This is a genomic window from Haloplanus sp. C73, assembly GCF_051195115.1.
Classification (GTDB): Archaea; Halobacteriota; Halobacteria; order Halobacteriales; family Haloferacaceae; genus Haloplanus.
The window spans coordinates 169,011-183,525 of record NZ_JBNTJZ010000007.1 but is presented as its reverse complement, the minus strand read 5'-3'; the positions used below and the strand labels follow the sequence as shown (position 1 = coordinate 183,525).

Genomic DNA, 14,515 nt, shown 5'->3' with positions numbered 1-14,515 from the left:
TGGTAAATCAAAAATTGGGGCATCACTCGCTTTAGACTAAGTAAAGGTTATAACATTCCCGTCAGGTGATGTGAGTATCCAGATGACTCAGAAGACAATTGGACAGAACACCGGCCAATCGGGTCGGGTGAATCTGTCGGGCCCTGAACTCGACCAATTTGATGCGGAGGTTGGGGACGCTATCAAGGTCGATGTCGCGGAGTCGAAGGGGATCGCCAAGGCGATCATCGAGAACAGCACGGAGTGTGAATTCGTAATCGTATCCAAACCAGAAGCTGATTCCTCACCCACGGAGGAAATCGATGAGTAGTGAGTATCCCTCTCTCTTCGAAAGCTGTCAGCCACGAGACGACGTCTTAGACGGCTCGCTCCAGGAGGAACAGTTCGCTGCGAAACTCTCGACTGTCGTCCACAACCCTGAGAAGGCAGCACCAGTCTATCGAGACCCCGACTCGTTCTACGATATGACCTATCCCACGGAGGGTCTCCGCACGCTGCTCTCCAATCTCACGGGGCGTTTCTTGGCGACCACAAAGTACGACCCCGGCTCGTATACTTCGAGCATTCTCTGTCTCGACACACGGTTCGGTGGTGGGAAAACGCACGACCTTATCGCCTCTTACCATCTTGCTGAGAACCCCGTAGATATTGACGACCTCTCGCACTACCTGCTGGACGGCGACGAGGAGCTTGCGGCCGACTATCAAGATGCGGTGGCAGAGGGCCTCGATATTGCGACGGGGGTCTTCATCGGAACGAAGGCTGATAGCAAGGATGCCCGCCATGCCGACGACGATCCGGATGCTCCGAATACCCGGACGATGTGGGGTGAACTCGCGTACCAGCTCTATGGGCTCGATGGCTACGAGTACCTCAAGGACTACGACCAAGACCGAGACGCCCCCGGTGAGGGGACGCTCTCGAAACTCTTCGCTCAGCACGACCAGCCGGCCCTCATCCTGATCGACGAAATCGCCGACTACATGAACAAAGCCGCGGGCACGCCTGTCGGCGACAAGACGCTCGCCGATCAGACGCTTTCGTTCGTGATGGCGCTCCTCGAAGCGGCTGCCGAGTCGGAGCACGTCACGGTCGTCTACTCTATCGCGGATACAGCGTTTGGTGAACAGGCTGACCGGGTTCGTGATGGCGTCCGTGATCACATTGAGGAGGTCAACGAGATCGGCCGGCGACAGCACAAGACGGTCACACCGACCGACGAAAACGAGATCGGACAAGTCCTTCAACACCGTCTCTTCTCGGAAGTTCCAGAAAACGCCGCGAGCGAAGCCTCTGACTCATACTTCCAATTCTATGATCAGGAAGACCGGCAGTATCCACAGGAAGCCACCGACGCTGGCTACGTGGATGTCCTCGCTCGCGAGTACCCCTTCCATCCCTCCTTAATCGACGCTCTCACGGACAAGATCGATACGATCCCTCGATTCCAGCGCACGCGTGACGCCCTCCGCTTACTTGCACGAGCTGTCTACTACCTCTGGAATCACCAGCCCGACAGTTACGACCGCCACTGGATCCGGATCTACGACCTCACAGTCGCCGACGACGATCCTGGCGGTGGGATTCAGACGATCCTTCGTGAGCGCCTATTCGACTTCGTCGATCTCGGTCCCGCAGTGACTGCCGACATCTACGACGACGATGGTACCGCGCACGCCCAGCTTGAGGACAGAAAATGGACCGAAAACGGTCTCCCGCCTCTCGGTACCCATCTGACGACAACAGTTCTCTGGCACAGCCTCGCATACGGTGAACAGGCCGCAGGCCTAACTCACGCCGATCTGAACCTCGCCATCGGCCATCCCGATCTGAACTTCGATGACTACGATGCCGCTCTATCCGCACTTCGGGGCGACGATATGGACGTCGCGTGTTACTTCCTCTACGAGGAAGAGCGCCTCCGATTCAAGCAAGAACCAAATCTGATCCGGATCATCGACCAGCGGATCGAGTCTACCCCCGAAGCAAGCGCTCATTCGCGTTTCCAGAACCGTCTCACCTCGAAGGAAATCGGCGATGGTGGCTTCCAGCCGGTGGAGTTCCCTGAATCGCCGGCGGACTTACCGGATACCCCGGATACGCCGAAGCTCGCGGTGATGCATCCGGACACCGCTGCTGTCGAAGACGGCGGCGATACGCCGCCAAATCGTGTGACTCAGCTCTACGAGCAGCAAGCTGCAAAACACGAGGGAGAGACTGAGACGCGAATCTACAAGAACTACGCTCTGTTCCTCGCCCCTGACGCTGATCGAATGGATGCTGCAATCGACGAGGCTCGGCGTCTCGAGGCTATAGAGGCCCTGCTTGATAGCCCTGAACAGAAAGCCGACCTCTCCTCGGAACAAATCGAGGAGCTTCGAGAACGGAGCGACGAGGCACAGCTGATGCTCGGAGAGCTCGTTCGGAACGTCTACCGGCACCTCTACTACCCTGACCGGGACGGGCTTACTCACATCACCATCGGTGCGACCGAATCCAACGGCGGGACGACACTGGTCGACGCTGTCCAGACAACGCTCGAGGATAAGATCGTGAAACGCGACGCCGGCGCTCGTGGGTCCGCTCACGTCCAACAGAAACTCTGGCAGCAGACCCAGGACGCTATGTCCACCGAAGCGCTGGTCAACCAATACGCGAAGAAGCCGGGGCTGGACTACCTCTTCAGCACAAAACCGATTCGAGAGACTGTCTCCTCCCTCGTTAGTGACCATGGGTACGCATACTGGGATGGCGAGTCTGGGACAGCGTACTGGGTCGGGACAACGGAGCCTGAAACGTGGCCGCATCCGGAACCGTTCGCGAAATCTCCCGATGTCGAGACCTCGATTCGGGACAGCGATGTCCAAATCGGGAGTGCCTTCGTCGTTTATCGAGATATCGACGCGCTCGTCGACGACCACCTCGACGAAATCGACCGGCCAGAACAGACGGTTGCTACCTGTGCCGAGTGTGGGGCGGAGGTTGAAAACCCAGAAGGAAGCGAACCCTACTACTGTGAGGAACACCAGTCCGACACGACCTGTAGCTCCTGCGGAAAAGAGGTCGCTAGCGAGCAGCTGCTGGACGCACGCGGACGCTGCGAGGAATGCCAGCCCGAGGAATCCTGGGAGGCGAGCAAGAAGATGATGTCCGCTTCGCGGGCGTTCTCAGAGGTTCGTCGCGATGCGGAATCGAAGGCCGGAACTGACCGGACGCCGCTGCTTGAAGAGGTGACCATCCAGGTCGGTGGGGACGAACCTTTCCAAGCGGCCAAGTTCATCAGTCAGCGCCCCGGATTCAAAGCCCGCGAAGACTCGGTGACGGTTCGAATGCAGTACGAAACTCGGACTGACGACGGGACGTACAGCGCGGAATTCACGGGGTCACCGAGCCGATTTCGTGACGTGATCGACCAGCCCGGCTCGTTCGGCGATGATCGAGAGACCATTCAGTTCCGCTTCCAGTTTGACGAGCCCGAACCGATTACTGACGAGGGTGACGACCTCCTCGCTGCCCTCGATAATGACCTCGATGCGGGCAACATCGACGTCAGGGTCGAAGGACGTGGCCCGATTCAGGCGAGCTCGGAGGTGACGGTCTGATGGCGAGTCGCGGTTCGGAATTTGAGACCTCACCCGCCGAGGGAACAGAGGAGGATCGGCTGGTCCGCTACGGGACGAGTATGTTCGGTGGCCGCCCAACGTTCACGCTCGTCCGACGGGAGACAGACGGTGGCGGAGAGTGGACGCTCCATGAACTACTCCCTCGCGAACAGGCTGAAGCCCGCCGTGATCGCCTGGAGCGGGATGGTCGTTCGCTGAGTATCACACCAGTCGAGGATCTCGTCTCGGACATCGCTGGGGACGACCTCCTTTCCAAGCTCGATGGCTGGACGTGGGATGAGTGGGCCGGCGCAAAGGTCGCACGGCTTGACCCGACCCGCGTCCGTGCGCTCCAGGACGTCGTCAGGGAGGCGATTGAGGGCACGCCAGGAGATTCATCAGAAGTTCTCACTGGCGGGGCTGGGTTCGTGTTCCTACCCGAGACGGCAGGCGTCCGGCTTGCTGTTGCCTTCCGTGGCGTGAAGCCGATCCAACGTATCGATCGGATGCGGTCGCTGGCTCGAGGCGTTGCACGGATGAGCGATGAGGAGTGTTACTACTGGTACGCAAAGTGTCGGTCTCCGTCGAGTCCGAACGGCGAAAAGGCCCTTCGAGTGTTGCTGACGGACCATATCAAGTGATTTTCCATGACTCAAAATAACCCTGATATCGATGAGCAATCCGATTTAGATCAGCTTGCTATTGAGGGGAATCTCCCGCTCAAGGCAGTTGGAATCGAGAATCTAAAAGAGGCTAACCCCCAACATATGCCGCCTCACCGGTATCTCCATCCTTGGTTTGCGCGGCGACCAACTCCCGCCTCCCGACTTGCCGTCCTAGCTTCTGTTCTACCTTCGGGGGTTGATGCTGACGATATGCTCCGGTGGATGCAGATTGGCCCATCTCAAGGAACAGACGGCGAGAGTATTGTAGAATACGTCGCACGAAAGAAGAGTACTGAGGATGAACGGGATGGAACACTACAAGACCACTACGATTACCCCCGTCCATTCACTCAGTCACCGAGTGAGAACGAACGAAATGAGATTCACCAACTTCTTCGGCGTCAATGGGACGGAGAACTACCTACCGTTCTAGATCCAACAGCTGGTGGCGGTGTAATTCCATTTGAAGCACTCCGGTACGATCTCCCAACGATCGCAAACGAATTGAATCCCATCCCGTCGCTAATGCTCAAGGTTATGAATGAGTACGCGCCGAAGGTGGGTTCTCTGCAGAGCGAATTGAACCGGTGGAGTGACAAAGTTGATGAGCTCGCTTCAGAGCGGCTTGAAGAGTACTTCCCTAGTGAGAACGACCGCCGTAGTCCATCCCATTATGCTTGTACATATACCGTCACTTGCCCTGACTGTGGATTCGAAATACCACTAGTGAAGAAGTGGTGGCTTCAGAAACAGTCGTCGACAAGCGGCGTTGCTGCCCGCCCGCGTCTGAATGAAGAACCGAAAAGTGTCGAGTACGACTGTGTACGGCTTCCTGATGAGGTATCGAAAAACGAGTTCAACCCTCAGAATGGCCCTCATTCCCGAAGTGGCGCAGAATGTCTGAATTGTCCTGTCGTGATGGAGTCAGATGATATCCGTACAGCCTTTAAGAATGGCGAGTATGACACGACAATCTACGGTGTCAAGTATGTCAACGATGGTTCTGGATGGCGGGCCCCGACCAAGGAGGATTACAAAGCCTGTGAAAAAGCCTCTGAGCGTACGGAATCTGATTTCCGACTGAATACAATTCTCACTCAAGATCGGTACATCGGTGATGAGGATCGAGCTGGCCCGTACGGAGTCAGTAAATGGCGAGATGCGTTTACTGATCGCCAACTCGTCACTCATTATGAGTATCTTCGAGCCTTTGAGGAAGTGGAAGACGAAATCCGCGAAAGCCACTCAGAGAAGGAGGCAGAAGCTATCCTCACGATACTCTCTCTTGTATCCAGTAAGGCTATTGATCGAAATACACGGTTTGCACCACTCGACACTGGAAAAGGATACCCCGCAAATGCTCTTGGCGGGAAGCACTTCACACTCCAATGGTCGTTCGTTGATAACAACCTCTGTGCAGGAAATCAATCATGGGAAGATAACTTCAATCGTGTCCGCGACTCCTACGAGGAGCTTGTCTCATATCTTCAAGATATCGAAGATCCCGAATCGGAGGTTCTAGTCGGTGACGCAGCCGACTTGGATATTGAATCTGACACCGTCCAGGCGGTTGTTATTGACCCGCCATATTACGACAGCATTATCTATTCCGAACTTTCGGATATTTGCTACGTTTGGTTGAAAGAATACCTTGGGGACACTTTCCCCGAGATGTTCACTGGTGAACTCTCAGATAAGGACGACGAGGCTGTGGCGAATGTCGCTGAGTACGAGGAAGTCGCAGATAGCTCAAAGTCCAAAAAGGAGTTCGCCTCTGAAGATTATGAAGATAAAATGGCAGAGATTTTTCAGGAACTCTACAGAGTGCTTGAGCCTGGTGGAGTAATGACCGTCATGTTCACGCATAAGGAGTCCAGCGCGTGGGATACTCTCACTAAATCACTCATCAGATCTGGATTTACTGTAACTTCGACACATCCCATCACGAGTGAAATGCCACAGAGGACCGATACCCGAGGTGGCGGGTCAGCCGACAGCACGTTACTCCTCACGGGCCGCAAACCCGTTGATGCTAATCAGCACGAGACGGACTCGACCCCGACCCTTTGGAGTGATGTTCGTACAGATACACGAGACGTTGCTAAGGATGCTGCCCGCGAACTCCTTAATTCGGGTCTTTCACTTACAAAAACGGACGTGATTATCTCTGCATTCGGACCAACTTTGAAAGTATACGCTGACGCCTATCCAGTTGTTGATGACCAAGATAACGAGGTTCCACCCCGTCGCGCTCTTGAAGAAGCTCGTGAAGCAGTGACGCGGGTCCTTGTTGAGGAGTATCTTGAGGGTGAAGGACTCGGAGACTTGGACGACATTACTGAGTGGTATATCCTCTCTTGGCTGGTTCATGAATCCGACACCTTCCACTACGATGACGGCCACCAACTGGGCCTCGGCGTGGGCGTCGATATCGACGAAATCAAACGCTCTACGAAAATTTGGGGGAAGAAACGTGGTGACATTCAGTTGAAGACTCACGAGGACCGCGTCCAAGATATCACTCTGCCCCCCGAAGAGAGATCCAACCGGACGCCCGTCGATCCCGAAGCACTGTCCTTCACAATCGCCCTCGATGCGGTTCACGCCGCTATGCACGTTTACGAGAAACAGGGTGAGGACGTCGCGATTGATTGGCTCAAAGAACGCAACTTCGACACAGACGCGGGGTTCAAGGCAACACTGAAAGCTCTCTTGCAAGTTCTTCCCCAGAGGAGTTCGGAATGGGAAGCCGCTCGCGACCTCGCCTTAGGTCGGACCCACGATGCACTTGGTCTCGAATTCACCCCCACTGATTTCACTGACGTCTCGGAAGACAGGGCCGAACAGACCGAACTCGGTGACCACGCCTAACTCGAAACTCCTCTAGTATGACTAATCTACGTGACCGCGAGTGGCAGTCCATCTACGAGAGCAAACCCGAGCAGGGACGCGCCCATCTCGTCAAGGACTTCTACGAGCCCGCATTGGAACGCAGCCAGCAATACGACCGGATTGCGGGCTACTTCTCCAGTACGGCACTCGCGGCTGCTGCCAACGGCATTCACGCCCTCGTCGAGAACGATGGTGAAATGCGTCTCATCGTCGGCACCGAACTCTACGAGTCAGACCGTCCGGTTCTAGAGACGCTCACCGACCGCCTCGAGGAAAACCTCGAGGACCTCGATGACGAACGCCTGGATGCGAATCTCCGTATTCTCGCGCGTCTCCTCCGCGAGGGGCGGATCCACATCAAGGTCGCCTATCCACGCTCTCCCTCTCACGATTGGGAGATCTTCCATCCGAAAGTTGGACTCTTCCACGATAGCGACGGAAACACGATTTCGTTCGAGGGCAGCGTCAACGAGACGGTCGGCGGCTGGGCTCGCAACTACGAGCGGTTCAAAGTCCACCGTTCGTGGGTTCCTGAACAGGCGGACTACGTCGCCGGCGACGAGGAGACCTTCGAGCGACTGTGGAGTGATGAACACCCCTTCGTCGAAGTGTATGACCTCCCCGAAGCGATCGAAGAGGACATCATCGACTGGAAAGCCCCAGACACCGAGAGCGATCTCCAGGAAGCGATTCAAATCGCGAACGGTACAGCTCCGCCGACGGAGCGCGACAAAGCGAACATCATTCAGGATGGACCGCTCTCGCCCGGTGGGCTCGCACTGGCCGAGGAAGCGAGCACGATCACGCCGTGGCCACATCAACGAGTTGTCTCGGACACACTCGTCAATACATATCCACAGAGCTTCTTGCTGTGTGACGAGGTGGGACTCGGGAAGACGATCGAGGCCGGTCTTACACTCTCCCGGCTTGGACTCACCGGGGAGCTTGAAACCGGGCTGTTGCTGGTTCCGGCGAGTCTGCAGCGGCAGTGGCAGGAAGAGCTCTGGGAGAAGTTCAACATCAACGCCGTCCGATTCGACCGGGATACAGCGGGCGATCACGTATTCCGGGACGTCCGCGGTCGCGACCACTATCCACCATCGGCAACGGACCTCGACCTCACTGGGGAGCACGAATGGGCGGACAGCCCCATCTGGCGGTTCCTCTACGAACAGCAGTCGACTGATGCCGATGCATCGTCGCCGCTGGATGGGCCGACTGTCGTCATTATGTCCTGGCACACGGCTCGTCTCGACGACCGGTGGGATCAGGTCGCTCCCTTAGACCGGGTATCCGACCGGTCTCGGAACGTCATTCCGGCAAGTTGTCGCGGACGCGACCACGATACGGAAGACCGGATGGGCGTGTGGGACGCCGTCATCGTCGACGAGGCGCACAACGCCCGGCGTGGCAGTAATTTCTACGCTCTTCTCGAACAGCTTCGCGATTATACGCACGCCTACTACCTCCTGACTGCCACCCCGATGCAATTGCACTCTGGCGAACTCTACGACCTGATGCAGTTGCTGGATCTTCCGGGTGGTTGGGATAACCGGGATACCTTCATGGAGTTCTTCGAAACTCGAGACGGGCTGTCGCAGGCCCTCAACGAGGTTCTCGACAACCCGAGTTCAGAGTCCGACGAAGCGGAGGCTTCCTGGGATACGCAGGCCACGCTCGATGGACTGGAACACCAAGATCGGCTCCCGACGGACCGACCATTCTCCTCAAAAGTCTTCCAGCACCTTGCAGACGAACTCGAGATCAATGAGGACGGACAGGACCGTGCCATTGCCAAAGAGCGTGTGCTGACCGCGTGCCGGCTCGCACGAGCCTATGGAGACGCCTACGACGGCTATCTCGACCATGTCGACGATGCGATGGCAGATTATGACATCGACCGCTTCGAGGCGAGCGAGGATACGAAACTCAAACGGCTCCTCTATCCTGAAGACGCCGACGAGTGGTTGATGGCGTCCCGTAGCGACCGACAGGACGCACTTGACGAACTTTCCCCGGGTGGTTGGCGAGTCATCCGCGATGTTCTCGCGGAGTCCACACCCGTCGACGCGCTCATTCATCGGAATACACGGGATACACTCCGGAAGTACGAGGCGGTCGGTCTCCTCGATACGACCGTTCCGAACCGGAATCCCGAACAACGGAAAATCGAACTCACCGAGGAGACACGGGCGGTCTACGACCAGATCGACGAGTACACACGTGAGTTCTACAAGCGAGCCCAGCAGACTGACGAAGCCCAAACACGCGCCATCGGGTTCGTGATGACCACGTATCGACAGCGACTCACGTCGAGTGTCTATGCGATCAGTCAGAGCCTGAAACACCGGCTTGAGACACTCCGGGCGCAACGAACCGTGCTCGCCGGTCGGGAGCGCGCTCGTGACCGGGACTATGGTGATGCGGAGCAGGTCGTCCTCGAAACGCTACAAAATGCGGACCTTGACGACGGGGACGTTCTGGATGAACTCGACGCTAGTAGCGACGACCTGGACCTCTCTGAACTCATCCCGAGCGTGACTGAAGAGGGGAAACAGCTTATCGAGGAAGAAATCGAGGCTCTGGAAGCGTTCGTGAACGACTTAGACTTGGTTGATACAGACCCGAAGATTCAGCAGCTGTACAACGACCTCGACGAGCTGGACCGGGCTGGCCACAACCGGGTGATTGTCTTCACGCAGTACGCGGACACAATGGACTTCATCCGGGACAGTCTCGCGGACCTTCTAGGAGCGACAATCGCGACGTACTCTGGTCGTGGCGGCGAGCTGTACGACCCCGATTCTGAAACGTGGGAGCATGTCGGGAAAGAGCGCGTGAAGCGTGAATTCTCACGTGATGATGGGCAGGTCGATATCCTCGTCTGTACCGACTCCGCGAGTGAGGGGCTAAACCTCCAGGAGTGTGGGGCGCTCATCAACTACGACCTGCCGTGGAACCCGATGCGGGTTGAACAGCGTATCGGTCGGATTGACCGTATCGGCCAACGATTCGACGAGATTCGTATTCTCAACTACAGCTACGAGGATACGGTTGAGACGGACATCTACGATCGCCTTGACGACCGGATTGGCCTCTTCGAAAACGTCGTCGGTGAGATGCAACCCATACTCTCCGGCGTCAGCCAACAGATTCGGGATGCGACCTTGAACGCCGACAGCGCTGACGACCAGTCTGCGGTCGAATCAGCTGACCGCGAGTTCTCTGAAGAACTCGAAGAACGCGATAAGGGCGACCGCGTCGATGTCGGAGAGTCACTCGAGGACGTCGACGACCTCGTCGCTCAGGACGTCGTCGACGAAGCAAAACTTGATGCGTGGCAGTCCTACAGTCACCCGGATCTCGTCGACGTCGGCGAGGAGGAGTACGAGTATCAACCTCCGTTCGAGACACCAAGCCTCCAGTCAGTATTGGTCGATAACGACGCTCTCGCCGACGCCGGTGTCGAATTTACCCCGGTTCACGAGATTGACTTCGAGTACGATGACGGGGACTTTGACTTTGCGGACAGTACATATCGCCTCTCAGTAGGTGACGCACCGATTGAGGTCACAGCCGGGGATGGGGAACAGACGATTGCACAGTCAATTGCGACTGCTGCTGATGAAGTGGCGGTGACGTTCTCAGCTGTGTGTGCTGACGAGTTCCCATCAGTGCAGCATCTTGCGCCAGGTCATCCACTCCTAGGACAGCTCCTCACAGTACTGCAGGATGTGAGTGAGGAGCCGTCGCGATTCCAACAGCGAATCGTGACCCGACCCGACCAAGACCAGGAGCCAGTAGTGTGTGCGTGGGGACGAGACGGCGTGTTCACCCGGATTGCAGGCGATGGAACAGTAACTGAAAACGGATCGATGGATTCCCTTCCGACGTGGTGTGATCAATTCCTCACCAACCGAGAGAAATCAACAAAGAAGTCATAATTGTAGACGGGATCGGTTGCCCCATCTATTATAAGCAAAGCCGAGAAGCATTCTGTATGACAGAAGATACAGTAGAGGTCACATTTTCCATCGATGAACAAGCCGTCGAATTCGCCAAGGAATTAGACGATGATGGTCTTATTGGACTAATTGACCTGTTTGAGGATCTAAAACTGCTCTTTGTCGAACTACGGGAGAATGGCCCTGTCGAAAGAGAAGACTTGGCTCAAAAGATGGGAGAACAAACGTCGCTTCACAGTGCTTCTTGGCCAGGCGTCTTTGATGCTCTTCATGATGCCGGTTGGATTGGTGTGGTTGAGGGCCAACAGACAGGCTTCGTTTTGAATACAGAATCTGGTGACAGCGACGATAGTGGCGTCACTATGCTTTAGTCGTCACATCGATATCGTTCCATTTCAATTGTTTCGACTGCTCCGACGGTCACAGTCAGTGACCCTCGATAAATTCGCCAGTGTACCGCTCAGGCAGATATATTTATGAAATACGAATGTCTTGTTAGGATTAATCCGTGTCAGTAGATCCCCTTGATCCTGATCCTGAACTGGTTTCAGAACTTGAACCTCGCCCGTTATGGTTTCTGGAACGACTCTATGAAGTGTTTGCTGACGAGTCGATCGACGCCAATCGATCGACATTGAGAGAAATCCTCGCAGATAGACACGCAGATCAGGTGGAACAGTTTCTCGAGGATTATGAGAGGTTGAGTGACCGAGATGTGAATCGACGATATGCCGAGGAGTACCTCAACAAATCACTCGGGATAAGCCGAGAGGAACTGGATGTCAACGGGCGATATGAACTCCTTCTGGTGCTCTATGAGACTGGGTATCGCGACAAGTTGCAGTCTATGATTATCCGCTCTGAACTCTTCGCTGTCAAGAACGAACGCGAGTTCTTACTCGATCAGGAACTCAATATTGAGGGTGTAGAAGAACGTGTGCGGGAATTTCTCCGAAAGGCCAACGTGGAGGAGCAGAATCTTGACCCAATCCGTATCTCCGTCGACGAAAATGAGTCATCCATAGCAATAGATATCCAACAAGAATACGGACGAAAGTATAGAAACGAGTTCGAGTTCAGACAGTCCCTCGGTAATCAAGACGCTCCAGTCAATCCATCTATTGGTGGCACATCGTTCTATCCGTTGCGAAACATCAGTATAGGTGTCGAGCCTGAGGATGGTAAAACCGTTATCACGTTCTCCAAATCGACGGATAACTGGGAAGATACACTCTCAGATTTGTTTTATGATGTTTTCGGAGTCGAAGATTTGTTTGACAAACTTGAGGAGAAGCGTGCTCCCGGTGTGGAAGAAATCCAGCAGGATACTATGGCCGCGGTAGAAGATGAGTCGACAGATACGGCCGACACAGTTCACGAAGCGGTGGAACAGCGGAAGGAGGCTGCGACTAAACAGATAGAAGAAATAGACGAGGCGGACGAGGCGAAAGAGGATCTCAAACAGCGGGCTGAGACATTCAGACTGGTCGGGTACTCCATTTCGAACGACCAAGCTACCAGCACCGATGAATTCACAATTATCGCAGATAACCTGAACGATGTATTCGGCACTATTGAGGGGATAGAACTCAGCTTTGAAGACTACCTGGAGAAGGCAGAAGAGGATAACATCCAATTGATCTTCAAGATTCAGAACGAACTGGTGCAACTGAATGCTGGTGACTGGGAGCCGCTTCGTGGCTCGCGAATCACGGCCGGGAACAAGGAAGCTCTTGAGATCCTTCTCAGTGATATGAATGACCCAGACGCTGATTGACCCACTCCACTCATTCATTGAATCCGGTCAACCAGTACGACGTGAAGAGGTCCCGGACCAACTGGAAGGCACTGACTACGTTAAGGAGCGACTGATTGAGCCGACTGAGTGTCCGACCTGTAATAATGGGATAATCATCGTTGACGAGAGTGAAGACACCTATGAAATTCGATGCCACTCGAACCATTTTCGAACGGTCGAGAAGTCCGATCGGATCCGATATCTCCCGTCATTTCACCGATTTTTACAGGACATCGCTGGCAAACTGAAAACCGATCTCATCACGACAGACGATAGTAATCTTCCGCGGTACGTCATCGGGGAGACTTCACGCGATCTCCTCGTTTACCTCGTGTACTCACCGCGTCACTACGAGGATACCGTCAAGGACATCTATGAAGATGCGATCGAGCGGGGAAACCCATCAATCCTCATCACGCCGAAAGATACTATCTCAGACATCGTGGAACTTCAGTTCCTTTTCTCCACGGGCCACCTTGTGCAAGCTGTTCCTTTCAAAAAGATAGATGAGAGCGGACTCCTTTCCGACTACGCCGACACCGCTCTACAAGTTGAACAGCTTGACGAGAACGTTATGAGGCGGCGCTTCGGGGAGGACGTGGAAGAACTGCGGAAAAAAGTCAAGGCAAATCCAAAATACATCCTCTCCATCCTCTCGAACATTAGAATGCTTCGGGAGAACGGGGAGATTGGTCGCGGGAGCGGTGAACTCCTGGAGAACACTGCTGAGGCTGTGTTTATGCATCTCTTTCCGACCCAGCCAGAACGTGGGGGAGAAGCTGATTCCGGCGCAAATTTGCCAGATAATGTGTTCTATCTCTGGGAGGAAGGGAGCTACGGGCATATTGACTATGAGCCGATTCTTGGTCTAGTCGACACTAAGTCTGGACAGGAGGCGAATTTTGGCCAGGAGAAAGTCCGTGGGAAGCACGATGACTATGTGGAGGGAGCTCGGAAAATATCATTCAAGCACGGTTCTGTGGGGCATATCTTCTTGGTCTTAGATATCGATGGCCAACAAGAGATCAAGTTCTACGACCGGATGCAGGACGATTACGAGGAAAATATGTACATGATCGTCCTGACGCTAGATGCTCTTATCACGATATTTTCCGCCTATCTCTCAAGCGTCGTGTCGAACGAGTTAAAACTCAATGCTGCCAGCTTCAATCGCGCTATCTATCCGCTCTTCCATCGAGATACGTATAATTCCGAGCCGTTCGTGCATCTTCGTCGTGTGTTCAGGGAAGTCGGCCAGCAGCCAGAGGAATATAGGATGAAACTCCTCGAGCGTCCAGGTCTGATGGTTATCAACCGGGACGTAGTCATCGAACATTTCAACACCCTCATCGAGGGTCCAACAGAGCTAGAGGAGATCTTGAACAGGTATTTTCAGTAGAGGTTCTTTGTGAGTGTCATCGGTAGTGATCTGCGAGAATTCTGGCCATTGTCCCCTCTGTTGATCGGTCTTCATTTCGGTAAACCATCGGTGTGAGAAGGCTCCATTCGAGTTTGGTAGATGGAGGTGATTTTGAAAGCCAAGTTCTGTTTTTCACCCGTTCGCGATGGCATAACCCTCCAAACCCAAAATCT

At 54.8% G+C, this 14,515-nt stretch carries 8 protein-coding genes; all 8 read left to right on the top strand.

Annotation, left to right across the window (positions count from 1 at the left end; translation table 11 throughout):
* Positions 1 to 82 precede the first annotated feature (82 nt).
* The 8 genes from ACQUSQ_RS13470 (at position 83) to ACQUSQ_RS13435 (ending at position 14,321) form a co-directional block, all read left to right on the top strand.
* The gene (locus ACQUSQ_RS13470) at positions 83 to 310 is read left to right on the top strand and encodes a hypothetical protein (RefSeq protein ID WP_004594467.1); all 228 of its coding nucleotides are present in this window, start codon (positions 83 to 85) and stop codon (positions 308 to 310) included.
* On the top strand, positions 303 to 3,602 hold the full coding sequence (locus ACQUSQ_RS13465) for an ATP-binding protein (protein ID WP_435069823.1): 3,300 nt from the start codon (positions 303 to 305) through the stop codon (positions 3,600 to 3,602). The genes ACQUSQ_RS13470 and ACQUSQ_RS13465 overlap by 8 nt, the downstream gene beginning before the upstream one ends.
* Positions 3,602 to 4,243: a DUF7680 family protein gene (locus tag ACQUSQ_RS13460; RefSeq protein ID WP_066419074.1), complete on the top strand. Its 642-nt coding sequence runs from the start codon at positions 3,602 to 3,604 to the stop codon at positions 4,241 to 4,243. The genes ACQUSQ_RS13465 and ACQUSQ_RS13460 overlap by 1 nt, the downstream gene beginning before the upstream one ends.
* 6 nt (positions 4,244 to 4,249) lie before the next feature.
* On the top strand, positions 4,250 to 7,138 hold the full coding sequence (locus ACQUSQ_RS13455) for a DUF1156 domain-containing protein (RefSeq protein ID WP_435069822.1): 2,889 nt from the start codon (positions 4,250 to 4,252) through the stop codon (positions 7,136 to 7,138).
* A gap of 17 nt (positions 7,139 to 7,155) precedes the next feature.
* The gene (locus ACQUSQ_RS13450; protein ID WP_435069821.1) at positions 7,156 to 11,103 is read left to right on the top strand and encodes a helicase-related protein; all 3,948 of its coding nucleotides are present in this window, start codon (positions 7,156 to 7,158) and stop codon (positions 11,101 to 11,103) included.
* A gap of 56 nt (positions 11,104 to 11,159) precedes the next feature.
* On the top strand, positions 11,160 to 11,495 hold the full coding sequence (locus ACQUSQ_RS13445) for a hypothetical protein (RefSeq protein WP_232590531.1): 336 nt from the start codon (positions 11,160 to 11,162) through the stop codon (positions 11,493 to 11,495).
* A gap of 137 nt (positions 11,496 to 11,632) precedes the next feature.
* Positions 11,633 to 12,901: a hypothetical protein gene (locus ACQUSQ_RS13440; protein WP_232590532.1), complete on the top strand. Its 1,269-nt coding sequence runs from the start codon at positions 11,633 to 11,635 to the stop codon at positions 12,899 to 12,901.
* The gene (locus ACQUSQ_RS13435) at positions 12,882 to 14,321 is read left to right on the top strand and encodes a hypothetical protein (protein ID WP_435069819.1); all 1,440 of its coding nucleotides are present in this window, start codon (positions 12,882 to 12,884) and stop codon (positions 14,319 to 14,321) included. The genes ACQUSQ_RS13440 and ACQUSQ_RS13435 overlap by 20 nt, the downstream gene beginning before the upstream one ends.
* Positions 14,322 to 14,515: the final 194 nt, after the last annotated feature.